The 25,045-nt window shown below is 69.3% G+C and carries 25 protein-coding genes and 4 tRNA genes; 20 read left to right on the top strand and 9 right to left on the bottom strand.

The window, feature by feature from the left end:
* Positions 1-91: 91 nt before the first annotated feature.
* Both OD750_RS07315 and OD750_RS07310 read left to right on the top strand, forming a co-directional pair.
* Positions 92-1,129: a class I SAM-dependent methyltransferase gene (locus OD750_RS07315; RefSeq protein WP_263543845.1), complete on the top strand. Its 1,038-nt coding sequence runs from the start codon at positions 92-94 to the stop codon at positions 1,127-1,129.
* The gene (locus OD750_RS07310) at positions 1,126-1,833 is read left to right on the top strand and encodes a pseudouridine synthase (protein WP_263543844.1); all 708 of its coding nucleotides are present in this window, start codon (positions 1,126-1,128) and stop codon (positions 1,831-1,833) included. The genes OD750_RS07315 and OD750_RS07310 overlap by 4 nt, the downstream gene beginning before the upstream one ends.
* Before the next feature lie 6 nt (positions 1,834-1,839).
* On the opposite strand, the gene OD750_RS07305 is transcribed toward OD750_RS07310, so the two are convergent.
* The 3 genes from OD750_RS07305 to OD750_RS07295 form a co-directional block, all read right to left on the bottom strand.
* On the bottom strand, positions 1,840-2,616 hold the full coding sequence (locus OD750_RS07305) for an ATP-grasp domain-containing protein (RefSeq protein WP_263543843.1): 777 nt from the start codon (positions 2,614-2,616) through the stop codon (positions 1,840-1,842).
* On the bottom strand, positions 2,616-3,638 hold the full coding sequence (locus OD750_RS07300) for a fatty acid desaturase (protein WP_263543842.1): 1,023 nt from the start codon (positions 3,636-3,638) through the stop codon (positions 2,616-2,618). The genes OD750_RS07305 and OD750_RS07300 overlap by 1 nt, the downstream gene beginning before the upstream one ends.
* A gap of 112 nt (positions 3,639-3,750) precedes the next feature.
* A complete protein-coding gene (locus tag OD750_RS07295) occupies positions 3,751-4,650 on the bottom strand; it encodes a DMT family transporter (protein ID WP_263543882.1) in 900 nt (299 codons plus the stop codon).
* A 183-nt stretch (positions 4,651-4,833) separates the two neighbouring features.
* Between OD750_RS07295 and kdsB the strand changes: the two genes are divergently transcribed.
* The 7 genes from kdsB to OD750_RS07260 all read left to right on the top strand — a co-directional run bounded on the left by kdsB (position 4,834) and on the right by OD750_RS07260 (position 10,438).
* Positions 4,834-5,601, top strand: coding sequence for a 3-deoxy-manno-octulosonate cytidylyltransferase (gene kdsB / locus OD750_RS07290; protein WP_263543841.1), 768 nt, complete (start codon positions 4,834-4,836; stop codon positions 5,599-5,601).
* Entirely contained in the window at positions 5,598-6,059 is a 462-nt protein-coding gene (locus OD750_RS07285; protein WP_263543840.1) for a low molecular weight protein-tyrosine-phosphatase, read from the top strand. Before kdsB ends, OD750_RS07285 begins: the two co-directional genes overlap by 4 nt.
* Before the next feature lie 26 nt (positions 6,060-6,085).
* Positions 6,086-7,510 (top strand): thioredoxin-like domain-containing protein, encoded by a 1,425-nt coding sequence (locus tag OD750_RS07280; protein ID WP_263543839.1) that lies wholly within the window; start codon positions 6,086-6,088, stop codon positions 7,508-7,510.
* 74 nt (positions 7,511-7,584) lie between these two features.
* Complete coding sequence (uvrC, locus tag OD750_RS07275) at positions 7,585-9,417, top strand: excinuclease ABC subunit UvrC (protein ID WP_263543838.1); 1,833 nt, start codon at positions 7,585-7,587, stop codon at positions 9,415-9,417.
* 60 nt (positions 9,418-9,477) lie between these two features.
* Positions 9,478-10,038, top strand: a complete 561-nt coding sequence (gene pgsA, locus OD750_RS07270) for a CDP-diacylglycerol--glycerol-3-phosphate 3-phosphatidyltransferase (protein ID WP_263543837.1) — start codon at positions 9,478-9,480, stop codon at positions 10,036-10,038.
* Between the two features lie 168 nt (positions 10,039-10,206).
* Positions 10,207-10,282 (top strand) — tRNA-Gly (locus OD750_RS07265).
* Positions 10,283-10,364: 82 nt separating this feature from the next.
* Positions 10,365-10,438: transfer RNA gene (locus tag OD750_RS07260), tRNA-Cys, on the top strand.
* A 262-nt stretch (positions 10,439-10,700) separates the two neighbouring features.
* On the opposite strand, the gene OD750_RS07255 is transcribed toward OD750_RS07260, so the two are convergent.
* The gene (locus OD750_RS07255; protein WP_263543836.1) at positions 10,701-11,684 is read right to left on the bottom strand and encodes a M50 family metallopeptidase; all 984 of its coding nucleotides are present in this window, start codon (positions 11,682-11,684) and stop codon (positions 10,701-10,703) included.
* 361 nt (positions 11,685-12,045) lie between these two features.
* Here OD750_RS07255 and OD750_RS07250 point away from each other — a divergent pair.
* Positions 12,046-12,121: transfer RNA gene (locus OD750_RS07250), tRNA-Gly, on the top strand.
* 131 nt (positions 12,122-12,252) lie between these two features.
* Positions 12,253-12,341: transfer RNA gene (locus tag OD750_RS07245), tRNA-Leu, on the top strand.
* A gap of 14 nt (positions 12,342-12,355) precedes the next feature.
* On the opposite strand, the gene OD750_RS07240 is transcribed toward OD750_RS07245, so the two are convergent.
* Entirely contained in the window at positions 12,356-12,538 is a 183-nt protein-coding gene (locus OD750_RS07240) for a hypothetical protein (RefSeq protein ID WP_263543835.1), read from the bottom strand.
* A 153-nt stretch (positions 12,539-12,691) separates the two neighbouring features.
* On the opposite strand from OD750_RS07240, the gene OD750_RS07235 reads away from it, so the two are divergent.
* Positions 12,692-13,105 carry a hypothetical protein gene (locus OD750_RS07235; protein WP_263543834.1) on the top strand — a complete coding sequence of 138 codons (414 nt, stop codon included), beginning with the start codon at positions 12,692-12,694 and terminating at the stop codon, positions 13,103-13,105.
* 99 nt (positions 13,106-13,204) lie between these two features.
* On the opposite strand, the gene OD750_RS07230 is transcribed toward OD750_RS07235, so the two are convergent.
* Positions 13,205-14,302, bottom strand: coding sequence for a DNA glycosylase AlkZ-like family protein (locus tag OD750_RS07230; protein WP_263543833.1), 1,098 nt, complete (start codon positions 14,300-14,302; stop codon positions 13,205-13,207).
* Between the two features lie 79 nt (positions 14,303-14,381).
* Between OD750_RS07230 and OD750_RS07225 the strand changes: the two genes are divergently transcribed.
* Positions 14,382-15,017, top strand: coding sequence for a DUF2272 domain-containing protein (locus tag OD750_RS07225; protein WP_263543832.1), 636 nt, complete (start codon positions 14,382-14,384; stop codon positions 15,015-15,017).
* Positions 15,018-15,048: 31 nt separating this feature from the next.
* Positions 15,049-15,789: an NAD(P)-dependent oxidoreductase gene (locus tag OD750_RS07220; RefSeq protein WP_263543831.1), complete on the top strand. Its 741-nt coding sequence runs from the start codon at positions 15,049-15,051 to the stop codon at positions 15,787-15,789.
* A gap of 2 nt (positions 15,790-15,791) precedes the next feature.
* Here OD750_RS07220 and OD750_RS07215 read toward each other — a convergent pair whose 3' ends face one another.
* Positions 15,792-16,268, bottom strand: a complete 477-nt coding sequence (locus OD750_RS07215) for a hypothetical protein (RefSeq protein ID WP_263543830.1) — start codon at positions 16,266-16,268, stop codon at positions 15,792-15,794.
* Positions 16,269-16,351: 83 nt separating this feature from the next.
* Positions 16,352-17,257, bottom strand: a complete 906-nt coding sequence (locus OD750_RS07210) for a DMT family transporter (RefSeq protein WP_263543829.1) — start codon at positions 17,255-17,257, stop codon at positions 16,352-16,354.
* Positions 17,258-17,362: 105 nt separating this feature from the next.
* On the opposite strand from OD750_RS07210, the gene OD750_RS07205 reads away from it, so the two are divergent.
* From OD750_RS07205 to OD750_RS07185, 5 genes are all read left to right on the top strand, one after another.
* On the top strand, positions 17,363-18,787 hold the full coding sequence (locus tag OD750_RS07205; RefSeq protein WP_263543828.1) for an aminotransferase-like domain-containing protein: 1,425 nt from the start codon (positions 17,363-17,365) through the stop codon (positions 18,785-18,787).
* A 79-nt stretch (positions 18,788-18,866) separates the two neighbouring features.
* Positions 18,867-19,781 carry a hypothetical protein gene (locus OD750_RS07200; RefSeq protein ID WP_263543827.1) on the top strand — a complete coding sequence of 305 codons (915 nt, stop codon included), beginning with the start codon at positions 18,867-18,869 and terminating at the stop codon, positions 19,779-19,781.
* A gap of 10 nt (positions 19,782-19,791) precedes the next feature.
* Entirely contained in the window at positions 19,792-20,472 is a 681-nt protein-coding gene (locus OD750_RS07195; RefSeq protein ID WP_263543826.1) for an RNA polymerase sigma factor, read from the top strand.
* The gene (locus OD750_RS07190) at positions 20,469-22,622 is read left to right on the top strand and encodes a serine/threonine-protein kinase (protein WP_263543825.1); all 2,154 of its coding nucleotides are present in this window, start codon (positions 20,469-20,471) and stop codon (positions 22,620-22,622) included. The genes OD750_RS07195 and OD750_RS07190 overlap by 4 nt, the downstream gene beginning before the upstream one ends.
* Positions 22,623-22,795: 173 nt before the next feature.
* The gene (locus tag OD750_RS07185; RefSeq protein WP_263543824.1) at positions 22,796-22,996 is read left to right on the top strand and encodes a DUF3606 domain-containing protein; all 201 of its coding nucleotides are present in this window, start codon (positions 22,796-22,798) and stop codon (positions 22,994-22,996) included.
* Positions 22,997-23,053: 57 nt separating this feature from the next.
* Here OD750_RS07185 and OD750_RS07180 read toward each other — a convergent pair whose 3' ends face one another.
* On the bottom strand, positions 23,054-24,487 hold the full coding sequence (locus OD750_RS07180; RefSeq protein WP_263543823.1) for a TIGR04222 domain-containing membrane protein: 1,434 nt from the start codon (positions 24,485-24,487) through the stop codon (positions 23,054-23,056).
* A 320-nt stretch (positions 24,488-24,807) separates the two neighbouring features.
* On the opposite strand from OD750_RS07180, the gene OD750_RS07175 reads away from it, so the two are divergent.
* Positions 24,808-25,017, top strand: coding sequence for a cold-shock protein (locus OD750_RS07175; protein WP_263543822.1), 210 nt, complete (start codon positions 24,808-24,810; stop codon positions 25,015-25,017).
* Positions 25,018-25,045 lie beyond the last annotated feature (28 nt).

Raw genomic sequence — 25,045 nt, 5'->3', positions numbered from 1 at the left:
TCTCGACGAAGGCCGTGGCACCTCCCCCTCACCCCGACCCTCTCCCCCGCGCAAGCGCGGGGGAGAGGGAGTCCAACCCTGGCGCATCGCCTTGACCGACCCCGCCCTCGAAACCCTGTTCCTCGCCGTCGCCGAAGCGCCGCCCGCGCGGCGCCCGCTGTTCCTGCGCGCGCGCGACGGCGTCGCATTCGCGCTGTGGCGCGCCACGCACGGCAAGCCCGTCTGCGAGCAGGGCTTCAAGCCGCATGCCGACGTGCTGATGCAGGCCGGTATCGACGTCGTGTCGCGCGTCGGCGACAAAGCGAACGGCTTCGACCAAGTCTGGCTGCTGCCCCCGCGCCAGCGCGTCGAATCGCGCGCCGATCTCGTGCGCGCGCTGCGCCGCGCCGCGCCCGGCGCGCGCATCGTCGCGAGCGTCGCGAACGACGAAGGCGCGCGTTCGGCCGAGTCCGACTTCAAGGCGCTGTTCGGCGCCGCGGGTTCACTGTCCAAGCACCGCTGTCGCGCGTTCTGGACCGACCTCGACCCCGCGCGCGTCGATACCACGCTGGCCGACGCCTGGACCGACGCCGCCGCGCCGCAGCGCATCGCCGACGGGCGCTATCTGAGCCGGCCCGGCGTGTTCGCGTGGGATCGCATCGACGCCGCCTCGGCGCTGCTCGCCGCGCATCTGCCGGTCGATCTCGCCGGGCACGGCGCCGATCTCGGCAGCGGCTACGGGTATCTCGCGAGCGAAGTCGCGCGCCGCTGCGCCGGCGTCGCCGCGCTCGATCTGTACGAGGCGCAGGCGATGGCGCTCGATCTCGCGCGCGAAAATCTTGCCGAGTACGCGCCGCGCATCGCGTTCGACTTTCGCTGGCACGACGTCGCGCGGGGCCTTTCGCGCCGCTACGATTTCGTCGTGACCAATCCGCCGTTCCACGCGACCGGCCGCGCCGACCTGCCGGAGCTCGGCCAGGCGTTCGTGCGCGCGGCCGCGGCGGCGTTGCGGCCCGGCGGCCGTCTGCTGCTGGTCGCGAACCGGCATCTGCCGTACGAACGTACGCTGGCCGAGCACTTCGCGACGCGCGACGTGCTCGCCGACGAACAAGGCTTCAAGGTGATCGGCGCTACGAAGGGAGCGGCATGAAACTCGTCCGACTGCTGGCGAATCTCGGCTACGGCAGCCGCAAGGAAGTGACGGCGATGCTGCGCGACGGCGCGTTCACCGACGCCGCCGGCAACGCGATCGACGAAGACGCGCGCATCGCGCACGCCGACATCCGCTGCGACGGCGAACCGCTCGATCCCGCGGCCGGCATGCTGATCGCGCTCAACAAGCCGACCGGCTACACCTGCTCGACGCGCGACGCCGGGCGGCTCGTGTACGACCTGCTGCCGGCGCGCTTTCGCTATCGCAATCCCGTGCTGTCGACGGTCGGGCGGCTCGACCGCGACACGTCGGGCCTGCTCCTGATGACCGACGACGGCGCGCTGCTGCACCGGATCATTTCGCCGAAGTCGAATATTGCCAAGGTATACGAAGCGACGCTCGCGCAGGATCTGCGCGGCGACGAGGCGGCGATCTTCGCGTCGGGCACGCTGATGCTCGAATCGGAAAAGACGCCGCTACTGCCCGCGCGACTCGACGTGCTCGGCGCTCGCCGCGCGCGCCTGACACTCGACGAGGGGCGCTACCACCAGGTGCGGCGGATGTTCGCGGCGGTCGGCAATCACGTCGAAGCGTTGCACCGCAGCGCGATCGGCGGGTTCGATCTGGGCGATCTCGCGGCGGGGCAGTGGCGTCTGCTCGACGAGGCGGGCCGCGCCGCGGTGTTCGCCGCGAAAGGCTGAAGCGCGTCAGTTCTCCAGCGCTTCGAGCGCCAGCACGATCGCCTGGATGTCGCCCGCATAGAAGCCGGCCGCGTTGATCGTATTGATCTCCACGATGCGCAGGCCGTCCGGCGTGTCGCCGATGTCGACGACGAACGCGCGCGCCGGTTGCCAGATCGCGACGATCTCGCGCACGTACGCGGCGCAGCGTTCGTCGACGTCGCTCGCGAAGTACGACTTGCCGCCGCGCCGGTACACCGACTGCGTGACGATGTCGCCGTCGACGACCCAGAACCGGTATTCGGCGTAGATCGTCTTCGGCGCGCAGATCTGCACCCGCGTATCGCCGGTCAGCGAACTGCCGACGTCTTCGTCGAGCACGGCGACCTTGCGCACCCACGCATTGAACGCGTCGGGTTCGAACACGGCGCCGGCGAAGTATTTGCTGTCGTCGACCGGCCGTACGAACGCGGGCCGGTCGAGTCGCGCGTCCTTGAACGCGACGACGACGCTGTCGCCGTTGAGCATCCGCTGCGCGCCCCAGCGCTCGCGCTGCACGAGATAGTCGCACGCGTACAGATCGTAGACGCCGGGCGTCCAGCCGTTCGCGCGCGCGGAATGCCGCATCGAGTACGAGCCGAAGCAGACGACCTTGCCGTGCCGCGGCTCGGCGGCGGGCACGAGCGTGCCCGCGAACGGCACCACTTTATGGACGGAATAGGGAATCGCGTGCCGCTCGAGGCAGCCGACGAGCGCTTCCCATTCGTGCTCGCGGAACAGGGTCTCCTGCAGAACCCAATGCATCAGGCCTGTTGCGCGCGTTTCGGAAACCCGACCATCCGCTGCGTTTTTTCGCACCACAGCTTCATGCGCAGGCTCTTGAAACTGCTCCAGATGGTCAGGCGCGGCGCCTGCTGCAGCAGCGGGCTCGACTCGAACGCTTCGCGCAGGCGGTAGTTGGGGATGCGGCTCGCGAGGTGGTGCAGGTGGTGATAGCCGATGTTGCCGGTGAACCAGTGCACCACGCGCGGCAGGTCGTAGTACGAGCTGCCGGCAATCGCCGCTTTCTCGGAGCACCAGTTTTCCTTGCGCGCCCAGTACGCATCCTCGAACGTGTGCTGCACGTAGAACAGCCATACGCCGAGCGCGCCGGCGATCAGGATGATCGGCAGGTGCACGAGCACGAGCGTTTTCCAGCCGATCAGCCAGCCCAGCGCGATCGCGGCGACGGCCAGCACCGCGTTGTTGATCAGCACGCTCGCCCATTCCTTCTTCCACGAGAACGGCATGTCGAACGGAAAGCGATGCTTGATCACGAACTGGTAGAACGGGCCGATGCCGAGCAGCACCGGCGTGGAGCGGTACAGCCGATACAGCATGCGGCCGAACCACGGCCGCGCGCGGTATTCCTCGACGGTGAGCGTGACGATGTCGCCCACTTCGCGACGGTCGAGATTGCCCGACGTGCCGTGGTGGATCGCGTGCGTCTTGCGCCAGTAGCCGTACGGAAACAGCGTGATCACGCCGAGGCAGCGCCCGACGAGGTCGTTCGTGCGCGTGTTGACGAAGTACGAACCGTGGCCGCAGTCGTGCTGGATGATGAAGGTGCGCACGTACAGGCCCGAGGCCGGCAGCGCGAGGAGCAGAGTCCAGCCGTAGCTCCAGCCCGCGACGACGCTCCACGCCATCAGCGCCCAGACCGCGAGAAACGGGATCACCGTATTGGCGAGTTGCCACGTCGCTCGCCCGAGATGGGGCTTGGCGAAACGGGCGGCCAACTGGCGCAGTTGCGCGGTCGGGTCTTGCGGGCGGGCGGCAGTGCTCAAAGGCATTCTCCGGGTAGGAGCGCCCATTGTCCCGATCAGTTCGTTTCGGAGCAATGACTGAACGCCACTATTTCTTGCGATCGCGCAAATAATTCCGCGTTTTTCGCGCCGGCTACGACCCGCTGCGCTCCGCCGCCGCCGCCGCGGCCTGCGGATCGGTCGCCTGCGGCCGTGCCAGACGCGTTTCGCGATGCGCGATGTAGACGTTGCTGGCGACGATGATGCCGGCGCCGATGCCGGTCCAAAGGTCGAGGTTTTCGCCGAACAGCAGCCAGGCGGCGAAAACGACCACCGGCAGCTGCAGAAAACTCAGCGGCGTCAGCGCCGACACTTCGCCCAGCGACAGCGCGCGCGTCCAGCACATGTGCGCGATCGTGCCGAATCCGCCGGCCAGGAACACCCACAGCCAGGATTCGGCGTTCGGCCACTGCCAGACCGGAATCGCCGCCGGCAGCGCGAGCACGACCCACAGCAGCGTGGTGATGAGGACGATCGCGTCCGGCGATTCGGTGCGCGAGAGCACCTTGATGCTGATCGTCACCGTGCCGCTCATCGCGGCGGCGAGCAGCGCCACGAGGCTGCCGGTCGTGAAATCGGTGCCGAACGGGCGCACGATCACGAGCACGCCGAGAAAGCCCACGAGCACCGCGGTCCAGCGCCGCACGCGCACGACTTCGCCGAGAAACAGCACCGCGCCGATCGTTACGAACAGCGGCGTCGAATACGACAGCGAAATCGCCTGCGCGAGCGGCAGGTGCACGATCGCCCAGAAGCCGGCGAGCATCGACACGATGCCGATCACGCAGCGCAGCACGTAGAAGCGCAGCTTGTCGGTGCGCAGGATCGCAAAGCCGTGGCGCAGGAGCAGCGGCGCGGCGAACAGAAACCCGAACGCGCTGCGGAAGAACGCGATCTCGAACGCGTGCAGCTGCTTGGAGGCGAGGCGGATCGTGACGGCCATGAGGCCGAACAGCACGGCGCTGGCGACCATGAACAGCGCGGCGCGCACCATCGGTGTTGCGGTTGACGCGCCGGGAAAGGCGGCGTCGGCGGGGGCGGTCACGGCTCTTCCGTAGACGAAAAACCGTGCAATTCTACGTGCCGGCCGGCGTCCGCGACAGCGCCACGTTCGGCGCGCGGCGCGGAACCACTCGCATCGCTACACTGTGCGGCCTCTCCGCCAGCCGCCGCGCCTATGAGCCAGGTTCCCTTCGTCGTCGCCATTCCCGCCCGCTACGGCGCCACGCGCCTGCCGGGCAAGCCGCTGCGCCCGATCGCCGGCGTGCCGATGATCGTGCACGTCGCGCGCCGTGCCGTCGAAGCCGGCGCGGCGCAGGTCATCGTCGCGACCGACGACGCGCGCATCGCCGAAGCCTTGTCCGACCACGACGTCATCGTCTGCATGACGCGCGCCGACCACGCCTCGGGCAGCGACCGCCTCGCCGAATGTGTCGAGCAGATGGGCTGGTCCGACGAAACGCTCGTGGTGAACCTGCAGGGCGACGAACCGCTGGCGCCGCCGAGCGGCGTACGCCACGTGGCCGAAATCCTCGCCGCGAGCGACGCGCCGATGGCGACGCTCGCGACGCCGATCGCCGACGCGGCCGAGCTCTTCAACCCGAACTGCGTGAAGGTCGTGGCGGCCGGCGGCCACGCGCTGTACTTCACGCGCGCGCCGGCGCCGTGGGCGCGCGACGCGTTCGCCGCGACGCGCGACGCGCTTCCGGCCGGCGTGCCGTTCCTGCGTCATATCGGCATCTACGCGTACCGGGCCGGGTTTCTGCGCCGCTACACGACGCTCGCGCGCACGCCGCTCGAAACCGCCGAATCGCTCGAGCAGCTGCGTGTGCTCGAACACGGGTATCGCATCGCCCTCGACGTGACGCCGGAGGCGTTTCCGGCCGGCGTCGACACCGAAGAAGATCTCGCGCGCGTCGACGCGTGGTTTCGGGCGCGCGCATGAAGATCCTGTTCGTCTGCCTCGGCAACATCTGCCGCTCGCCGGTGCTCGCGGCCGTCGTCGCCGAACACGCGCGCCGCGCGAACCTCGACTGGACGATCGAATCGGCCGGCACCGGCGACTGGCACGTCGGCGAGGGCGCCGATCCGCGCACGGTCGCCTCGGCGCAGCGCCGCGGCTACGCGCTCGCGGCGCATCGCGCGCGCCAGCTGCATCGCGACGACTTCCGCCGCTACGACGCGCTGCTCGCGGCAGACGCGGCCAACCTGCGCGAGATCGAACGCCGCCGGCCGGCCGACGCGACCGCGCAGGTCGCGCTGGCGCTCGAATTCGCCGGCGTCGCGTCGCCGCGCGAAGTGCCCGATCCGTACTACGGCAGCGCCGCCGGCTTCGAACAGGTGATCGACCTCGCCGAACACGTGGCCCGGGCGCTGTTGGCGAAGCACGCCGCGCGCGCATAATCGGCTCCCCGGAACGAGCCGCCCGCATGAGCGCAGTCACCGAAGCCTTCGAATTCCCGGCCGGCCTGGAATGGGTCAACACGCCGCACGCGCCGAGCCCGGTGAACCTGCACGGCCGCGTCACGCTGATCTATTTCTGGACGTTCGACTGCATCAACTGCGTCAACCTCCTGGCCGACCTCGCGTGGCTTGAGAACCGCTATCACGACGGCCTCTGCGTGATCGGCGTGCACACGCCCAAATACACGAGCCAGCGCGACACGCGCGCCGTGCTCAAGGCGGTCAACCGCCATCACCTGCGCCATCCCGTGGCGAGCGATCCCGGCTTCGTGCTGTGGCAGCAGTTCGGCGTGCGCGCGTGGCCGAGCGTCGTGCTGCTCGATGCCGAAGGCCGCCTCGCGGGCCTGTACACCGGCGAGGGGCGGCGCCAGGAAATCGACCGCCGCGTGGCGAGCCTGCTCGACGAGGCGACGCAGCGCGACATCCGCATCTACGAGCCGTGGCCGGCCGTGTCGCGGCCCGAGCCGCGGCTGCCGCTGGCGTTTCCGGCGCGCGTGATCGCCAACGAAAAGCACCTGTACATCGCCGACACGGCGCACCACCGCGTGCTCGAAACGACGCACGAGGGCCGCATCCTGCGCCAGTTCGGTTCCGGCAACGCCGGCTACTGGGACGGACGCCTGATCGACTGCGGCCTGTCGTCGCCGCAGGGCCTCGCGTTCGGCAAGGACGTGCTGTACATCGCCGACACCGGCAACCACGCGATCCGTCGCGTGCGCATTCTCAGCGGCGACGTCGATACCGTCGCCGGCACCGGCAAGCTCGGCCGCGAACGACCGCAGAACCACCCCGATCCCGCCGCCGTCGCGATGTGCGCGCCGGTCGACGTCGCGGTCCACAACGAACATGTGTACTTCACGGTGTCGGGCCAGCACCAGGTGTGGGATCTGGATCTGACCCGGCGCAGCCTCGACATCCTCGCCGGCAGCGGGCGCTTCGGCATCGACGACGGCGAGGGCGCGTATGCGAGCTTCGCGCAGCCGAGCGGCGTCGGCGTGCTCGCGCACGCATTGCTCGTGGCCGACGCGGGCGCGGGCGCGATCCGCGCGGTGCGCTTCTCGGACCGCCGCGTCACGACGATCATCGGCCACGGCCCGTGGGACTTCGGCGACAGCGCGGGCAAGCGCGAAGACGTACGCTTGCAGCACCCGCTGGGGCTGTGCGTCGATCCGCGCGGCATCGTGTTCATCGCCGACAGCTACAACAGCAAGCTCAAGGCGCTGAACATCAAGACCGGCGAAGTGCGCGCGTTCAACCTGCCGTACCGCTTCCACGAGCCCGAAGGCATCAGCCTCGGCGGCGGCGCGCTGTGGATCGCCAACACCAACGCGCACGAAATCGTCCGCGTCGATTTCAACGGCACGTGCACGCGGATACCGGTCGGGGAGTAGGCCGGGGCTTGCAACGCGGCCGCGGGCCCCAATCAGGGCACGATCCGGCCGCGGCGCCGCACTACAATCGACCGATGGAAGAACCGCAGAACCCCGCCGTTCCGTTCGACGGCAAGGCCTTCGTCCGCAACCTCACCGGCTCGCCGGGCGTCTATCGCATGATCGACGCGGGCGGCGAGCTGCTCTACGTCGGCAAGGCGCGCGACCTCAAGAAGCGCGTCGGCAGCTATTTTCTCAAGCCGCGCCTGGAACCGCGCATCAACGCGATGATCGCGCAGATCGCGCGCGTCGAGGTGACGCTCACGCGCACCGAAGGCGAGGCGCTGATCCTCGAAGCGCAGCTGATCAAGTCGCTCAAGCCGCGCTACAACATCCTGCTGCGCGACGACAAAAGCTACCCGTATATTTTTCTGTCGACCGGCGACGACGTGCCGCGCATGACGTTCCACCGCGGCGCGCGCACCGGCAAGGGCCGCTACTTCGGCCCGTATCCGAGCGCGTGGGCCGTGCGCGAAAGCCTCAATCTCATGCAGAAGCTGTTTCTCGTGCGCCAGTGCGAGGACAGCTACTTCAAGAATCGCTCGCGGCCGTGCCTGCAGTATCAGATCAAGCGCTGCAGCGCGCCGTGCGTCGGCCTCGTCGAGCCCGACGACTATGCGCAGAGCGTGCGCCACGCGGCGCTGTTCCTCGAAGGCAGGAGCACGACGGTGATCGACGAACTCGTCGCGCGCATGGAACGCGCGAGCCAGGCGCTCGAATTCGAACGCGCCGCGGCGGTGCGCGACCAGATCGGCACGCTCAAGCAGATTCTCGCGCGGCACTACGTGCAGGGCGCGAGCGCCGACATGGACGTGCTCGCGTGCCGCATCGGCAACGGTCTCGCGTGCGTCTCGGTGCTGTACTTCCGCAACGGCATCAGCCTGGGCTCGCGCGACTACTTCCCGAAGCTGCCGCTCGACGCGAGCGAGGCCGACGTCATGGCCGCGTTCGTCGCGCAGTACTACCTCGACCGCCCGGTGCCGTCCGAGATCATCGTCAGCCACGCGCCCGAAGAGGGCGCGCTGCTCGCCGAAGCGCTCGCGGGGCAGGCCGGGCACGCGGTCGAGATCAAGGCGAGCGTGCGTTCCGAACGCGCGCGGTTCCTCGAACTTGCGATCAAGAACGCCGACGCCGCGCTCGCGCTGCGCCTGTCGAGCCACCAGACGGTGCGCGACCGCTTCGAGGCGCTGCGCGAACTGCTGGAACTCGACGAAGTACCGCAGCGCATCGAGTGCTTCGACATCAGCCACACGATGGGCGAGGCGACGGTCGCCTCGTGCGTGGTGTTCGGTCCCGAGGGGCCGGAAAAATCCCAATATCGACGTTTCAACATTGCGGGCATCCAGCCCGGCGACGACTACGCCGCGATGCACCAGGCGCTCGAACGCCGCTACAAGCGGCTCGCGGCGGGCGAGGGCAACCTGCCCGACGTGCTCCTGATCGACGGCGGCAAGGGCCAGGTCGCGCAGGCGCTTGCGGTGCTGGCCGATCTTGCGGTCACCGGCGTGCTCGTGGTCGGCGTCGCCAAGGGCAGCGAGCGCAAATCGGGCCACGAAACGCTGGTGCTCGGCGATTCGGGCCGCACGCTGTGGCCCGGCCCCGATTCGCCGGCGTCGCACCTGATCCAGGCGGTGCGCGACGAAGCGCATCGCTTCGCGATCACGGGGCATCGCCAGCGCCGCGAGAAGGCGCGCGAAAAGAGCAGCCTCGAGGAAGTCGAAGGCGTCGGCGCGAAGAAGCGCGCCGCGCTGCTCAAGCACTTCGGCGGCCTCGGCGGCATCGCCAACGCGGGCGTCGAGGAACTCATGCGGGTCAAAGGAGTCAGCAGAGACCTTGCCGAGCGCATCTATGCGCGGTTCCATGGATGAACTGCTAGTCGCGTGTCACACTCGGCCCGCACCGCCAGCCCGCCCCCCAATGCAGACGACATGCGCCTGACCCTGCCGACGATTTTGACGCTGTTCCGCATCCTGCTGCTGCCGGTGATGGTGGTCGTGTTCTACCTGCCGTTTCGCGGCGCGAACCTTGCCGCAGCGGCGATCTTCATCGCGGCGGCGCTGACCGACTGGCTCGACGGCTGGATCGCGCGGCGCTACGGGCTGACGTCGGCGTTCGGCGCGTTCCTCGATCCCGTCGCCGACAAGCTGATGGTGGCGGTGACGCTGTTTTTGCTCGTACAGCAGAACCCGACGCCGATGCTCGCGGTGACGAGTGCGGTGATCGTCGGCCGCGAGATCAGCATCTCGGCGCTGCGCGAGTGGATGGCCGAGATCGGGCAGCGCACGCGCGTGCGCGTAGCGCTGGTCGGCAAGGTCAAGACGGTGGTGCAGATGGTCGCGCTCGTGGTGCTGCTGCATCAGCACGATTTCTCCGAGCTGCGGCTGTACCGCATCGGCGAATACCTGCTCGTGGGCGCCGCGATCCTGACGATCTATTCGGCGTTCGTGTACGTACGAGCGGCCTGGCCGGTGCTGCGCGACCACCAGTAGGACGCGGCGAGGTCGCGAAAGCGGCGATTTTGTTCAAGATTTCAGCAGACTTGCGCGAAATTGCTCAGGGATTGAGCAGAATCGGGCCGCATCGGCGGGCGGCGCGGGAAAGTTTGCGACAAACAGTTGACATCGATGCCGCGATCCCTAAAATGCGCGGTCTCCGGTGCGGGAATAGCTCAGTTGGTAGAGCACGACCTTGCCAAGGTCGGGGTCGCGAGTTCGAGTCTCGTTTCCCGCTCCACGATTTCAACGAAACCTCGGCCCTCCGAGGTTTTGTTTTTTAAGTGACGTGCTCGCCGCAAAGCGGGTGCCTCGCGGTAGACGGCCTGGTGGCAGAGTGGTCATGCAGCGGCCTGCAAAGCCGTGTACGCCGGTTCGATTCCGACCCAGGCCTCCATCAAGATTCGACAGAAGCCCGCGCAAGCGGGTTTTTTGTTGGGTGGGATTCGGGATCGGCGGTGTCGCCGGATCGCCCATGAAGCTCGCGCCGTTCTTTCCAGCGCGTCATACCGGCGCAGGCCGGTATCCAGCTTCCATGCCTCGCACGAGGCAAAGGCCGCAGCGCGGGGCTTCTTTGAACGGGGCGCGTCTCGCTCGTCGTTAGATTGAATTTTCTAAGAAAAATTCACGAACAGGCGTCGCGTTCCCGCTACGGCCCGTCAGCTTTTGCGAGAAGTCGCCACATATTCCCGCAGACGCGCCTCGCTACGCCCCACCGCTGCCTCGACCGAGTTGTCGGCATACCGCCTCGATATCTCGAGCAATTCCGCACATCGGCGCTCATCCCCCCGCAACGTCGCCTTGAGCGCCTCGCAACGCGGCAACAACCACGGCGACGACTTCAGCAATTTCGGCGTCAGGCGACCGTTTTCCAGCCACGCCGCGTCGCCGGTCAGCATCGCGCGCGAGAACGCAAGCTCCATGCGAAACAGCGCCAGGAATTCCGAGATTGCCGTTCTCACCGCCGGATCGAGCGCCTTGACGAGCGCGCCGAGCGTATCGGCATGCGCAACGGCCGATTGCCAGTCGCCGCGATTCTGGTCCGCCCTGAAGCGAAACCACAAAGAGATTATGGGGAATTGTGCAGGAAGGGAATCCAACGCCGCCAGTTCGTCGCCGGCGATTTCATCGGCCGTTTGACCGGCGATCGAGCGCGCGAGGATGCGCGTGAAGGCGAGGTCGGGCGCGTTCTCGTCGACGCCGCGCAACCACGTGTACAGCGACAGGCCGTCGCTCGGCATCGGGGTCTGGCGCGGTATCAGGTTGACCACGCAGAAACCCGCGTTGAGCGTTGCGAACGCGAGCAGCAGCCGGCCTTCCGGCCCCGGAAACACGAGCCATCCCACGATGCCGCACGCCGCAGCGATCAGAAAATTGGCCGCCGGTCCGCCGGCGATCAGCACGAGCATCTGCGGACGCATCGGCCGATTCGGCGACGGCGAGGCGAACACGTAGCCCGAGATGCCCGTCAATCGTCTGCGCGGCAGCAGCATTCGCCATCCGCGGCGTTGCGCATGCGCCTCCAGGCCGAGCACGTTCACGATCAGCACGGTCATGCCCGCCAGACGCGCGCCTGCATAGTGGCCGAGCTCATGGACGACGATCGCCGCAGACACCAGCGCAATCACGAGCAGCACGCCCATCGCCAGGTTCGGCGACCGGCCGCCGTACCACGACGCGCACAACGCCCAGGCGACGACGCCGCAGCCGAACATCAGCGCAACGCCGACGTGTCCGGCGATCTTGTTGATCCATCGATTCATGCAAGGCTTCCGGTTCGAGACGATCGCAGCGCGCTGTCGATGCTAGCCGAGCACGTGCCGGTCCGAGCACACAGCCGTCGTCGAAGCAAAGACACGGTCGCGCGGCGACGAACGATCGACGCCGGATTGCACGCGCAGGGGTAGTGACATCACGGATCGTTCGTGTATGATGCGCGCCCCCGGACGGCGCGTCGTACGAACAACGACGACGCGCTGCGCTTCCGGCAGATCGCAACACGGTGCGGGAATAGCTCAGTTGGTAGAGCACGACCTTGCCAAGGTCGGGGTCGCGAGTTCGAGTCTCGTTTCCCGCTCCACGCTACACCAAAGCCCCGGCATGGCCGGGGCTTTTTTTTTGCGCGACGGAGACGTCTTTCGCTTTCGCAACGATTGCCGCATGCTTTCGCGACGATGCCGCGCCGCCGCGCACGACATCGCCGCGCGTTCTGCCCCGGTGGCGAAACCGGTAGACGCAACGGACTTAAAATCCGTCGACGGGCAACCGTCATGCCGGTTCGAGTCCGGCCCGGGGCACCAATCGACGATTCGTCTCACGATCGCAGCAGGCCGTCGTCCGGTCGGTGTTCGGCGGTTGTCCCGTTTGCTACGCAGACCTGCCGACACTGCACCACCTTGAACTCGACCCGACGGTCGAGCGCGTCGCCGGCATCGTCGGTTCCCGAGCCGACGAGGTGTTGCCGGAAGCCCATGCCGAGTGCTTCGGTGCGGCCCATCAGTTGCGGCGATTCGTTCTCGCGGCAAAACCGAACGGCGACTGACGCGACGCCGTCGAAGTCGTCGTTGCCCGGTGTCGCCGGGACTATGATTCGGCACCGGCGGCGCCCGCATCGGCGGTGCCGACGCCCCTGTCGAGGAGACCGTCGAACATGCGCGTACTTGCCGCACTGCTCCTGCCGCTTGCCGTCTTCCATGCCGACGCCGTGGCGCGGCAGTCCGACGAAGGGCGCGTCGTCGCCAAGCTCGTGTCCGTGGAGCCCGGGCAGGCCGGCTGCGGCGTCATGCTCGTCGGAACGACCGCGACGTATCTCGTCGTCGAAGGGCCTGCGGCGTTGAACGGAAAACGGATCAATGTCGTCGTTCCCTGTATCGAGATGCCCAGAGCGACGTTCGGCGCAAAAGCCGGCGATCTCGAAGCGTTCGTCGTCGGACAGACACACCATCTCATCATCGGCAAGCAGGCCGACCGGCGCCTCGACACGCCCGAAAAATGGCCCGAAGGCCCGCGCTGGTTCCATCTCAAGGCCGCTTCGCTCAAGCCGCTGCCGTTCCAGGCGTCGTGACGTTCGCTCGCGGCGCTCGCGCGCGAATCCGACGGCGGTGCCGTCGCCGTTGTCGTTTCCGGTCCGACTCCCGTCCGGGAGCGCCATGAAAACGTATCGTCAGGCGCGCGCATCCCCTCGTTGCCAGCGAACGGCAATCGCGCCGTCCGCATCCGGCAACGGCAGGGTTTGCGCTTCGGCCTCGACGGCCTCGCGTTCGGGTGGTGACAACCGACGCCAGGGCTCCGCCGTAACGACGGCCCCCGTCCGTCGCCACGTGCCGACGATGTCGCCGTTCACGAGCAGTGCGCCGGGCCATACGCGGGATGTCCACAATGCGTTGCGCTGCCCTGAGTCGGGTACGAGCAGCTCGCGGTCGCGACCCCACAGCAGGTAATACGCGTCGCCGCTCGGCAGCAGCCGGGCAGGCGCGGGTGACGACGACGGCAGCCGGAAAGCCGCCTCGTCGCTCGCGAGAATCGCCGCGTCGCCGATCGGCGCAAGCACCGGTACGAGTTCGTCGGCGAGGATCGCGAACGCCGCGCGCGCCTCGGCAGGGTGGATGCCCGCCCATTCCGCGAACGACGCCGCGGTGACAGGGCCGAAGATATGGAGATACCGCCGCGCGAGTTCGAGGCGCGCGTCTGCCGGATCGACGTCCGGCGCCGTGACGGTCCGGATCACCGGTTGTCTGGCGCCATCCCAGCGCATCAGGATCGTTCCCGTCGCGGCGGCGTATCGCAGGCCGTTGGGGACGACACCCAACGCGCGGCCCGCCTCGCCGAACGGCCTGCCGCCGCCGTCGAGCAGCGCGTGCAGTCGCGATGCGAGGTCGTGCGCCCGCGCGCGACGGCGAGCGTCGTCGGGCAGGCGTCCCAGCGAAAATACGGCGACGTCTTTCGCGGCGACGACGTAGTTGTGGAACCGGGGCCCCCACAGCTGCACGAGGGAGTCGTGCTCCCAGGCCGTTGGATCGACGCCGTCGACGCGCGCGTGCATCGACAGCAGCGCGGCGCGCGGCATGGAATCCTGCAGGCCGGCCCACGCGGCGCGGCGCAACGAGGCCGCGCCGGCCGGCAGGCGTTCGTCAAGCGAACCGACGCGCCGCCGGAAGTCGAGGATCTGCGATCGCGAAAGCGGGAGTCGTGTGGGCGACATGCGGGAATTTCGTCTACCGAAAGCCGACCTTAGCACCGGAGCCCGCCGTTCGATGCGCACGCATCGACGATGCGAGATTCGCCGGCTTCGCCGCACTGGAAAGGAAACCGTGCGAGACCGCCAACCGGGAGAGGACGACATGCCCGCCACCCTTCAGTCCATCGTCGAATCGGCGAACCGCGAATGGGCGCACTGGGGCGCTTCCGCGTGGCACGTACCCGAAAATCGCAAGACGATCGGCCACACCGACGACGAGGAAGCCTTTGCGCAGCACGTGCTCGACGCCTATTGCTCGGTCGGCGGCGGTTCGCCGACGTTGCTCGACATCCAGGACGACCGGTATTTCTGGTCGGCCGTCGGCATGTCGGCGATCATGCAGGGCGCCGGCTTTCGCCGCGCGGAGTTTCCTTTTGCACAAAGCCATTCGGTGTTCATCCGCCATTTCGTGAAGGCGAGGAAGACTGGCGACGCCGGCGCGGCCTACTGGGGCTTTCGGCTCGGCGAAGCCGGCGGCCAGCCGGACGTGGGCGACATCGTCGCCTGTGCGCGCGGCACGAACATGACCGCGCCCAGGGCCGCCGCGCTGTTCGACAGCACGCGTTCGTACGAGAGCCACTCGGACGTCGTCGTTGCCAGACGGGCTCGCGAGATCGACGTCGTCGGCGCCAACGTGCTCGACTCGGTCACGAAGAAGACGCTGCGTCTCGACAGCGCGGGGCATATCGACGACGCTCGCCACTTCTGGTTCGCGGTGCTCAAGCGGCGCACCGTGTGACGGAACGCCCGCGCATGGTCGAAGGAACGAGATGACGACGCTTGTGGTTGGAGCCAGCGGCGCCACCGGTCGATTGCTCGTGAAGCAGCTGCTCGACCGTGGCGAGAACGTAAGGGCAGTGGTTCGCTCGCCGGACCGTTTCATCGAGACGGTCGGGAACCATGAAAACCTGTCGGTGATTCGCGCCGGCATTCTCGAACTGAGCGACGCGCAGGTGGCCGGGCATGTCGACGGCTGCGACGCACTGGCCTCGTGCCTCGGGCACACGCTCAGCCTCAAGGGGATGTTCGGGGCTCCGCGACGGTTGGTGACCGACGCCGTCCGCCGGTTGTGCGATGCCGTCAAGGCCGGCAAGCCGGAAAAGTCGGTCAGGTTCGTGCTCATGAACACCGCCGGAAACGGCAACCGCGATCTGCACGAGCCGGTGTCGTTCGGCGAACGATGCATCGTCGGGCTTTTTCGCCGGCTGCTGCCGCCCCACGCCGACAACGAGGACGCGGCGGATTATCTGCGTACGCGGATCGGCCGGGACGACGCGGCGATCCAATGGTGCGCGGTGCGGCCGGACTCGCTGATCGACGAAGGCGAAGTCACCGAGTACGCGTTGCATGCCTCGCCCATCCGAAGCGCGATCTTCGATCCCGGCAAGACGAGCCGGATCAACGTCGCCCATTTCATGGCCGAGCTGGCGACCGGCGGCGACGCGTGGCGCGCGTGGCAGGGAAAAATGCCGGTGATCTACAACGCGGTGTCGAACGTCGGCGAGCGATAGCGTCAGTCGCGCCTGACGCTCGCCAGACTCGCCTTCAACGCGTCGAGCGCCGCCTCCACGTCGGGCCGATGACCGCTTTCGGCGACGGCGACGCGGCGTCCGCCGGGCAGTTCCAGCACGCAGCTGAAGTAAGGATCGCCGTCGCCGTCCTTGCTCTCGTCGATGCGCGGCGCGGCGAGATCGCGCGAGCGGTAGCGTTTTTCGATCGCGTGGAACGGAAAGCGTTCGCGCACGAGCACGCCGTCGGCCCTGAGCGTCACCCGCACGCGCGAAAACGTCGCCGCCCAGCGCGCCGCGCCGATGCCGAAGAGCCAGAACAGCACGAGCACCGGCACGCCCCAGCGCGAACCCGGAATGCCCCCGTCGCGTACGGCCACGTAAGTCATCGCGACGAGCATCGCGAGCCACACGGCCATGAAGCCCCACAGGAAAACCGCCTTGTCGTTGCGGTATTCGCGTTGCACGCGGGTGCCGGACATCGGGGATTTCATGGCGAAAACCGTAATGGCGATGTGTGACACGGTAGCGACGCCTGCCGCCCGCGTCGACGGACTTCCGGTATTCAAACCCGCGCGACGACCTGCCGCCGCCACTGCCACTTGAGGTTCACGCCGAGCGTGCCGACGACGATCAGCGCCACGCCGGCCCATTGCACCGGCGCGAGCGTGCGGCCGTACAGCGCGTAGTCGAGCGCGAGCGCGATCACCGGATAGATGAAGGCGAGCACCGCGATCGTGCCCACTTTCAGGCGCGGATACGACGAGTAGAACAGCACGTAGCACACGCCGCTGTGGATCAGGCCGAGCCCGGCGAGCCAGAACCAGTGCGGACCGGTTTTCCACACGGCGGCATAGTCGGCGAACGGCGCGAGCATGACGACGCCGACGAGGCACTGGATCGTGACGACCGCGAGCGGCCGCTCGCGGCTGATGCGCCGCGACAAGAGCAGCGACGCGCCGCACAGCACCGCCGCGACGAACGTCAGGCCCACGCCGAGGAGGTAGCCGGCGTCGGCGCTTGCCAGAAGTTTCAACGGATCGGCCGAACACAGCACGCCGACGAACGCGACGGCGGTCCAGCCGATGTCGGCCGCGCGCGTGCGTTCGCCGTAGAACAGCGCGGCGAGACCCAGTATGACGAACGGAAAGAAGTGATAGACCATCGTCGCGACGCCGATCGACGAGCGCGCCATGCCGGCGAACAGCGCGACCCAGTTGAGCACCAGCAGCACGCCGCTGACGATCGCCGAGCGGATCAGCGCGCGTTCGGCGGCGAGGCCGCGAAACAGTCCGCGCGCGCCGCCCCAGACGAGCAGGAACAAGCTGCCGAACACGCAGCGGAACAGCACGGCGGTGATCGGATTCTGGCCGCTTTCGTGCACGAAGACGCCGACCGAACCGATCAGGAGTTCGGCGACGAAGAGCTGGATCAGGGCGGTGCGCGATTCGGCGGGCGTTGCGAGGGTCATGGCGGAGCACGCGGCTTGACGGGATGCTCAGGGTAGGGCGCGGCAGCCGACCGATACAGATTCAGCTAGTATCGATTTCGACCGGTACAGATTCGGATAGTCACGATGACCCGCGATCTGCTGTACGAACGCCTCGCCGATCGCATGCGCCGCCAGATCCATCGCGGCGTGCTGCGCGCCGGCGAACGTCTGCCGTCGCTGCGCCGGCTCGGCCGCGACCAGCGCATCAGCCTCGCGACCGCGGTCGAGGCGTATCAGCAGCTCGAACGCGAGGGGCTCGTCGAAGCGCGCGAACGATCGGGCTACTACGTGCGCTCGGCGCCGGCGGCGGTGCCGGCGGCAACTCGCGCGCGGCACCTGTCGCGCGCGCCGATGCCGGTGCGCAATCCGGCGCTGCTCGGCGTGCTCGACGTGCAGTCGCGGCGCGATCTCGTGCCGCTGCACGCGGCGACGCCCGATCTCGCGCTGCTGCCGGCCGGCGCGCTCGCCGCGTCGGTCGCGCGCGCGATGCGGCGCGACACGGCCGCCGCGCTGAGCTACACGTCGCCGCAGGGCCTGCCGGCGCTGCGCGAACGCATCGCGCAGCGCTACGCGCAATGCGGCGTCGAGATCGACCCCGACGAAGTCGTGATCACCGCCGGTGCGCTCGAGGCGATCAGCCTGACGCTGCGCACGGTCACGCGGCCCGGCGACGTCGTCGTGCTCGAAACGCCGACGTACCACGGACTGCTGCAGGCGGTCGCGGCGCAAGGCCTGCGCGTGCTCGAAGTGCCGAATCTGCCCGGCCGCGGCATCGACGCGGCGCAGCTGCGCGAGCTGATCGAGCGCCATCCCGTGCGTGCGGCGCTGCTGGTGCCCAATTTCAACAACCCGCTCGGCAGCGTCACGAACGAAGACGACAAGCGCGCGATCGTCGCGGCGTGCGCGGCGCGCGGCACGGTCATCATCGAGGACGATCTCTACGGCGAACTGGCGTATTCGGGCGAGCGGCCGTCGCCGCTGCGCCGCTACGACAACGGCGAGCACGTCGTCACCTGCAGCTCGTATTCGAAGATGCTCGCGCCGGGTTTGCGCGTGGGCTGGATGCTCGGTGGCCGGCGCCGTTCCGAGCTGCTGCGCACCAAGAGTTTCTCGACCGTCGCCACCGCGACGCTGCCGCAGCTCGCGCTGATCGATTTCTTCGCGCGTCACGATCTGGAACGCGGCCTGCGTCGCCTGCGGCGCGCGCTGGCGAGCAACGCGCAGGCGTACCGGCAGGCCGTGCTCGACCACTGGCCCGAAGGCACGCGCGCGAGCGAGCCCGCCGGCGGCATGACGCTGTGGGTCGAGCTGCCGCCGCCGATCGACGGGCAGGCGCTGTTCGAGGCGGCGCTCGCCAAGGGCGTCGGCATCTTGCCGGGGCACCTGTTTTCGAACCGCGGCGACTACGCGCGGCACGTGCGCGTCGGCTGCGGGCTGTCGTGGAGCACCGCGATCGAGAAGGCGCTGCGCGACGTCGGCGCCGTCGCGCGGCGCCTGTCGGATGCGTAACCGCGCGTGTCATCGTTCGCGCGGTGCCCGCATAGGCAAGACGACGGCGACGGGTCGTCGAACCGATGGGGAGTCATGCATGACCGTTTCGAAGAAAGTCCGCTGGACCGCGGTGTTCGCGCTCGGCGCCGCGTTCGCGGCCGGTGCCGCGCCGTTGTCCGACGCCGCCTGGCGCGAGCGCGAGACCGCGCGTCTCGCCGGCAAGACCGACCGCGACAGCCTGATCGCCGCGACGCTCCTGGGTCTTGCGAGCGCCGCGCCGCCGGCCGCCGCGCGCGAGCGGCTGGCGCAGCGCTACGGCAACGATCCGCTCGCCGCGCTCGCGCTCGCGTGGGCGTGCCAGCGCGACGCGGCGTGCGACCGCGCGCGCTACGACGCGCTCGTGCGCGCCGCGCCCGACGAGGCGATCGGCCATCTGCTGTTGCCGGCCGGCGCCGCGCCCGACGCGGCGCAGCTGCACGCGGCGGCTTCCGCCCGCTATGCCGATTCGCGGCTCGGCGCGTTGTTCGGCATCGTGCGCGACGCGCTGCCGGCCGCCGACGACGCGGCGCGCGCACAGCGCCGCGCGGCGATCGACGCCGTGCCGCTGCCGACGTTCGGCGCGGTCGTGTCGCTGTGCAAGGCGCCGGCCGCCGCGCTGCGAGGCGACTGTCTCGCGGTCGGCAAGCATCTCGTCGCCGATCGCGGCGGCGCGGTCCTGGCGCGCATGGTCGGCGTCGCGATCGTGCGGCGGCTCGCGTCGGGCACGCCGGACGACACGGCCGCACAGGCGCTGCGCCGCGACTACACCTGGATGGGCGAGGTGCTGCGCGACGCGTCGCCGGCCGAGCGCGAGGCGCTGCAGGACGACGTCGTGCGCCACGGCGAGTGGGAGGCGATGCAGCGCGCCGCCGAGCGCAAGACCGGCTCGCGCACGCCGCCGGCCGGGTGGGCGCCGAGCGATCCGAATCTCCTGAAACTGCCGGAGGAACGCACCGCGCCGCCGTCGCCGTAAACTGCCGCGCATGCCGGCCTTTCCCACCACGCGCTGGAGCCTGATCCGCGCGAGCGACCGCGCCGCCGGCGACGTCGGCGCGGCGTGGGGCGAACTCGTGCGCGACTATCGCCCGGCGATCGTCGCGTACTTCCGGCGCGGCGCGCTCGCGCGCGACGCCGAGGATCTCGCGCAGGAATTTCTGCTGCGTTCGATTCGCGAAAGCTGGTGGTCGCGCGCCGATCCCGGCGTCGGCGGATTCCGCCGCTTTCTGTACGCGCTGTTGACGCGGTTCGCCGCGCAGCAGCGCGACGCGGCGCACCGACGCTACGAACAAGGCGGCGCCGACGCGTTCGACGCCGCCGGCGACGCGACGCCGGAACGCGCGTTCGATCTCGACTTCGCGCTGTGCCTGACGCGCGGCGCGTGGCGCACGCTCGGCGCAGAGTACGACGCCGACGGCCGCGGCGAGCTGTTCGCCGCGCTCGAGCCGTGGCTCGCCGAAGCGCCCGCGCACGGCGAACTGGCAGCGCTCGCCGCGCGGCTCGGCATAGCGCCGAACACGCTCGCTGTGCAGTTGAAGCGTCTGCGCGCGCGCTTCCAGAAGGCCGTGCACGCGGCCCTCACGCAGCTGTGCGTCGACGACGCGCAGGCCGACGCCGACCTTGCGGCCCTGCGCGACGCGCTGGCGTCGGACGGCGCGCACGCATGACCGACTGGGCGGCCGCCGCCAAGCTCGGCGTGGCCGCGCACGACGACGTCGCCGCGCAGCTCGAAGCGGCGCTCGCGAGCGACGATCCCGAAGATCGTCGCTTCGACGACTACGAACTCGTCGAACGCCTCGGTCGCGGCGGCATGGGCGTGGTGTTTCGCGCGCGCCAGGCGAGCCTCGCGCGCGACGTCGCGCTGAAGTTCGTCGTCGGCGGCGCGAACGACGCCGCGGCGGTCGCGCGGTTCGTCGCCGAAGCGCGCGCCGCCGCGCGGCTCAACCATCCGAACATCGTGCCGGTGTACGAGGTCGATGTCGTTGAAGGGTTGCACTATTTTTCGATGCCGATGCTGGCCGGCGCGACGCTTGCGCAGCGGCTCGACGAGCGACGCGTCGAACGCGACGAGGCGATCGCGCTGATGGTCACGATCGGCTCGGCGGTCGACTACGCGCATCGCCTGGGCCTGCTGCACCTCGATCTCAAGCCCGGCAACGTGCTGTTCGACGAACGCGGCGAGCCGCTCGTCGCCGATTTCGGCCTCGCGCGCGCGATGGACGCCGACGGCGGCGTCGACGGCGGCGACGTGTCGGGCACGCCGGCGTACATGGCGCCGGAGCAGCACGACGCGGCGCGCCGGCTCGATCGCCGCACCGACGTCTACGCGCTCGGCGCGATGCTCGCCGAACTGTTGCGCGGCGACGCGCCCGACGCCGATCTCGACGCGATCTGCCGCCGCTGCCTCGAGCCCGATCCGGCGCGGCGCTACGCGAGCGCGGCCGACCTCGTCGCCGATCTCGCGCGCCGGCGCGACGGCAACGCGGTGAGCGTGCGCGTGCCGGCATGGCACGAGCGCTGGCGGCGCAGCGTGCGGCAGCACCCGGCGGCGGCGATCGCGGTCGCGCTGGCGTTCGCGATGCTGATCGCCGGCCTCGCCGCGACGACGTCGCAGTGGCGCCGCGCCGAAGCCGCGCGCGCGGACGCGGCCAGGCAGCAGGCGCGCACCGCGCAACTGGCGGGCCTGACGGCCGCCGCGTTTCCGCAAGGCGAGGGCACGCGCGCGGCGCAGGCGGCGAGCGCCGGCAACGCGGTGGCGTGGCTGCAGCGGCACCTCGCCGGCGATCCCGCCGCGCAGCGCGAAGTGTTGACCGCGTTTCGCGTCGCGCTCGCGCAGGCCGGCAAGGCCGAGGCGGTGACCGCGCTGCTCGACGAAATCGTCGACCGCATGGGCGCGGACTATCGGGAACGTGCCGTCAGGCGGCTGTTTGCCGGGCGCACGCGCGACGGCACGATCGCGGCGGCGCTCGTCGGCCTGCCGCGCGGCGCCGGCGAACACGGATCCGACGTGTACGAATCTGCGCTGGCGGCTTTGTATACCTCGTACGGCGACGACGCCTACGCGTTGTACGTCGCCGCGCTCGCGTGCCATGTGCAGCCGCTGCCGTGCGAACACCCGGAATACCGCGAACGGCTCGTCGAGCGCTTTCCGGACAACGGGGCGCACTGGATCGTCACGCCGCGCGGCTCGGCGCCGTCGGACGACGACATCGCCGCGATCGTGCGGCGCGCGGCGCAGGCGCCGGCGTTCGACGACCACCTCGGCGAGTCCATCGCGCTCGTGCGCGGTGCGACGCGTGCGACCGAACCGCCGCCGTCGCTCGTCGAACCGATGCGCGCGCTCGTGGAAGAGCGCGACGTCGCGCCGTCGCTGCGCCGGCGCGCGATCGACGCCGCGCCGTTGCCGGTATACGGCGACGTCGTGCGCGTGTGCCGGCCGGACGGCGCCGCGATCGCGCGGGTCGCCGGCCTGCGCGACGCGTGCGGCACGCTGGCGCAGACCATGATGCGCGCACCGCGCGCGTCGATTCTCGCGAAGATGGTCGGCAGCGCGATGGTGCGGCGTCTGTATCCGAACACGCCGCTCGCCGCCGAGGCCTACGACCTGCGCCGGCAGTACGTGTGGCTCGGCGAGCGCGCGCTCGGTGCGCCGAACGATGCGGAGCGCCTGTACGACGACACGATCGCGTTCGGCGAATGGGAGGCGTTCGGCCGCCAGGCCGATCGCCGCGGCGCCGCGCGCACGCCGCCGGCCGGCTGGCAGCCGCTCGATGCGCGCGTGCTGATGCTGCCGGAAGAGCGCGATGCAAAAAAGTAATTGTGCATTGGTATTGCGATTTCCCGGCTGCCGCCGAGCCCGGTTGCGCGCGCCGCGAACGCGGTGTTGCACGGCCTCTCGCGCTTAACGGAAATCACACGGCGGCGCATGCAGAATTCGACGCACAGGGCCTCCCGGCGGCGCCATCCCGCCGTATCGAAGCGAGGTGTAGCGTGTACGGAAATACGACCAGCCAATCCGGCCCCGCCGGGATCTGCGACACGATCAATATCGTCGCGACGTGGGAAGTGAATTACTGGGCGACGCGCTGGGGCGTCACGACCGACGAGTTGTTGCGCGCGGTCTCCGAAGTCGGCCGCAACGTACGCGTCGTGCACGCGCATCTGGCCGAGCGCGAACGCCTGAGCGCGTAGCCCCGATTCGCCGCTGTCGATGAGCAAACGCCCGACGCGCGTCGGGCGCACGCATGCTCAGTCGCCGCCGCCCCCGCAACCGCCGCAGCCGCCACCCCCGCCGCCGTCACCGCCGTCGCCGCTGCTGCAACTGCTGCCGCCGCTTCCGCCGTCGCCGCTGCTGCCCGGCGGGTTGCGCACTTCGTGATACGCCGCGAACGCCGTGCCGCTGAGCACCGCGGTGCCGGCGAGCGCGACGGCAAGGCCGATGTCGCTGTCGCGCGGTGCCCGCGTGGCATGCGCGTGGCGCTGGCGCAGCGAAGCGAGTACCGCGTCGCCGGCGACGCTGCGTTCGGGCCGGTTGAAGAACAGCGCGACGGCGATCACGGCGGTGACGATCACGAGGATCACCAGAAACGCGATCGGCCGGTCGCGGCTGATGCCGATCATGATCTTGGCGATGCCGAGCGCCGCCGTCAGCGCGAACGGCAGCGCCGACAGCGCGCCGACGCGCCACGCCTGCGCGCGGGTCAGTACCAGGCCGCGCTGTTCGAGCTTGGCGCGCAGCGGTTCGAACGCCGCGCGCAGCCTCACGACGAGCAGTTTCAGCGCGACGGGTTTGCGCGCTTCGCGGGCGACGATGTCGAGTGGCGGTTCGAGGCCTGACGGATTGTCGACGTGGAACTTGTCGTCCGCGACGTCCATGTACGCGACCTTGCGCGCGAGGAGCTCGGCGACGCTCGCGTCGACCGCGCGCGCCGCGCCGCCGGCGAGATACGCCGTCTGCCACGGGTCGAGATTGACCGCGTTGTGCGTCGCGCCGGTGTCGCGCAACTGCCGGCGCAGCACGATCGCGAGCACGGCGCCGGCGACGAGCAGCAGCAGGTAGAACCCGAGAAACGACGGCCCGTTCCAGTCGAGCGGCCCGAGGCTTTGCGCCTTGATCAGCGGCGCGACCGCGAGCAGCGCGGCGCCGGCCGCGGCGAACGCCCAGGCGCGGCGCGACGGCAGGCGAGGGCGCGGCAGCACGATCGCCGCTTTCAGGTCGACACGCCGGTACGCCTTGCCGGCACCGAACGCGCGCGCGACGTGCGGCCAATAGTTCTCGGGCGGCGCACCGAACCAGGCCTGATACGCCGCGAGCGTCTGCGCGTACTGCCGCCGGTGCCTGGCGCTTTCGTCGCGTCCGCCGCGCGTGGGTTCGTGGTGCAGCGGCGCGCCGAGCACGTGCGGGCAGAACGTTTCCCAGTAGTCGCGCGTGTAGGTGAGGTGCAGATGCCAGACTTCGTCAACGGCGTCGCTCGGCGTCACGACGTGTCCCGCGACGATCGAGAGAAAGCAGAAGCGGCGATATTCCTCGATCGCCCCGCGGGCGACGTCGGCGCTCCAGCCGTGCTCGTGCGCCAGGCGCGCCGCGAAGTCGAAATCGCACCCGGTGGTGCCGATCGGGTGTTCGGACAGGCGGCGCCACAGTTCGCGGCGGTCTTCGGTCCATACCGGTACCGTATGCATCTTGGCAGGCTCCGTTCGGCAGGATGGGCACAACATACCCGTTCCCGGTTGCGGTTTGGGAACGTCGTGGAGGGCGCGCGGCGAACGTTGAGGGGCGCTGGAACCACTTAACCCCGAATTTTGAGGGTTGCCTATTGGCAAGATCGACAAACACGCGTATCGTTCGCCGCACTGTGTTTGCTTGGGTCACGGTAACGTGGCCTGGTGCAGTTGATCCGACGATCCGCTTCATCGATTCGCCCGCTTGCTCCCTGCAACCTCAGTCTCGGCCCGGATGTTCCGTGGTCGTGATTTTTTCAATCTGTTTCATGGAGTTAGATATGTCGAATCGTCAGACCGGCACCGTAAAGTGGTTCAACGACGCCAAGGGTTTCGGTTTCATCACCCCGGAAAGCGGCCCGGACCTGTTCGTGCACTTCCGCGCGATCCAGGGCACCGGCTTCCGCACCCTGCAGGAAGGCCAGCGCGTGACCTTCGTGGCCGTCCAGGGCCAGAAGGGCATGCAGGCCGACCAGGTGCAGATCGCCTGATAGCCGGCAAGACCCGAGCGAACCGCAA

This window comes from Tahibacter soli (assembly GCF_025717065.2).
GTDB lineage: Bacteria > Pseudomonadota > Gammaproteobacteria > Xanthomonadales > Rhodanobacteraceae > Tahibacter > Tahibacter soli.
This window is presented reverse-complemented; position numbering and strand designations above follow the sequence as displayed.

Bases quoted from the DNA above. Each gene is read 5' to 3' on its own strand.
- OD750_RS07225 (WP_263543832.1), top strand. From the start codon at position 14,382: ATGCCCGCCACCCTTCAGTCCATCGTCGAATCGGCGAACCGCGAATGG.
- OD750_RS07215 (WP_263543830.1), bottom strand. From the start codon at position 16,268: ATGTCCGGCACCCGCGTGCAACGCGAATACCGCAACGACAAGGCGGTT.
- OD750_RS07305 (WP_263543843.1), bottom strand. From the start codon at position 2,616: ATGCATTGGGTTCTGCAGGAGACCCTGTTCCGCGAGCACGAATGGGAA.
- OD750_RS07220 (WP_263543831.1), top strand. From the start codon at position 15,049: ATGACGACGCTTGTGGTTGGAGCCAGCGGCGCCACCGGTCGATTGCTC.
- OD750_RS07180 (WP_263543823.1), bottom strand. From the start codon at position 24,487: ATGCATACGGTACCGGTATGGACCGAAGACCGCCGCGAACTGTGGCGC.
- OD750_RS07295 (WP_263543882.1), bottom strand. From the start codon at position 4,650: ATGGTGCGCGCCGCGCTGTTCATGGTCGCCAGCGCCGTGCTGTTCGGC.
- OD750_RS07285 (WP_263543840.1), top strand. From the start codon at position 5,598: ATGAAGATCCTGTTCGTCTGCCTCGGCAACATCTGCCGCTCGCCGGTG.
- OD750_RS07240 (WP_263543835.1), bottom strand. From the start codon at position 12,538: ATGGGCCGCACCGAAGCACTCGGCATGGGCTTCCGGCAACACCTCGTC.
- OD750_RS07205 (WP_263543828.1), top strand. From the start codon at position 17,363: ATGACCCGCGATCTGCTGTACGAACGCCTCGCCGATCGCATGCGCCGC.
- OD750_RS07210 (WP_263543829.1), bottom strand. From the start codon at position 17,257: ATGACCCTCGCAACGCCCGCCGAATCGCGCACCGCCCTGATCCAGCTC.
- OD750_RS07190 (WP_263543825.1), top strand. From the start codon at position 20,469: ATGACCGACTGGGCGGCCGCCGCCAAGCTCGGCGTGGCCGCGCACGAC.
- pgsA (WP_263543837.1), top strand. From the start codon at position 9,478: ATGCGCCTGACCCTGCCGACGATTTTGACGCTGTTCCGCATCCTGCTG.
- OD750_RS07280 (WP_263543839.1), top strand. From the start codon at position 6,086: ATGAGCGCAGTCACCGAAGCCTTCGAATTCCCGGCCGGCCTGGAATGG.
- OD750_RS07200 (WP_263543827.1), top strand. From the start codon at position 18,867: ATGACCGTTTCGAAGAAAGTCCGCTGGACCGCGGTGTTCGCGCTCGGC.
- OD750_RS07195 (WP_263543826.1), top strand. From the start codon at position 19,792: ATGCCGGCCTTTCCCACCACGCGCTGGAGCCTGATCCGCGCGAGCGAC.
- kdsB (WP_263543841.1), top strand. From the start codon at position 4,834: ATGAGCCAGGTTCCCTTCGTCGTCGCCATTCCCGCCCGCTACGGCGCC.
- OD750_RS07235 (WP_263543834.1), top strand. From the start codon at position 12,692: ATGCGCGTACTTGCCGCACTGCTCCTGCCGCTTGCCGTCTTCCATGCC.
- uvrC (WP_263543838.1), top strand. From the start codon at position 7,585: ATGGAAGAACCGCAGAACCCCGCCGTTCCGTTCGACGGCAAGGCCTTC.
- OD750_RS07175 (WP_263543822.1), top strand. From the start codon at position 24,808: ATGTCGAATCGTCAGACCGGCACCGTAAAGTGGTTCAACGACGCCAAG.
- OD750_RS07255 (WP_263543836.1), bottom strand. From the start codon at position 11,684: ATGGGCGTGCTGCTCGTGATTGCGCTGGTGTCTGCGGCGATCGTCGTC.
- OD750_RS07310 (WP_263543844.1), top strand. From the start codon at position 1,126: ATGAAACTCGTCCGACTGCTGGCGAATCTCGGCTACGGCAGCCGCAAG.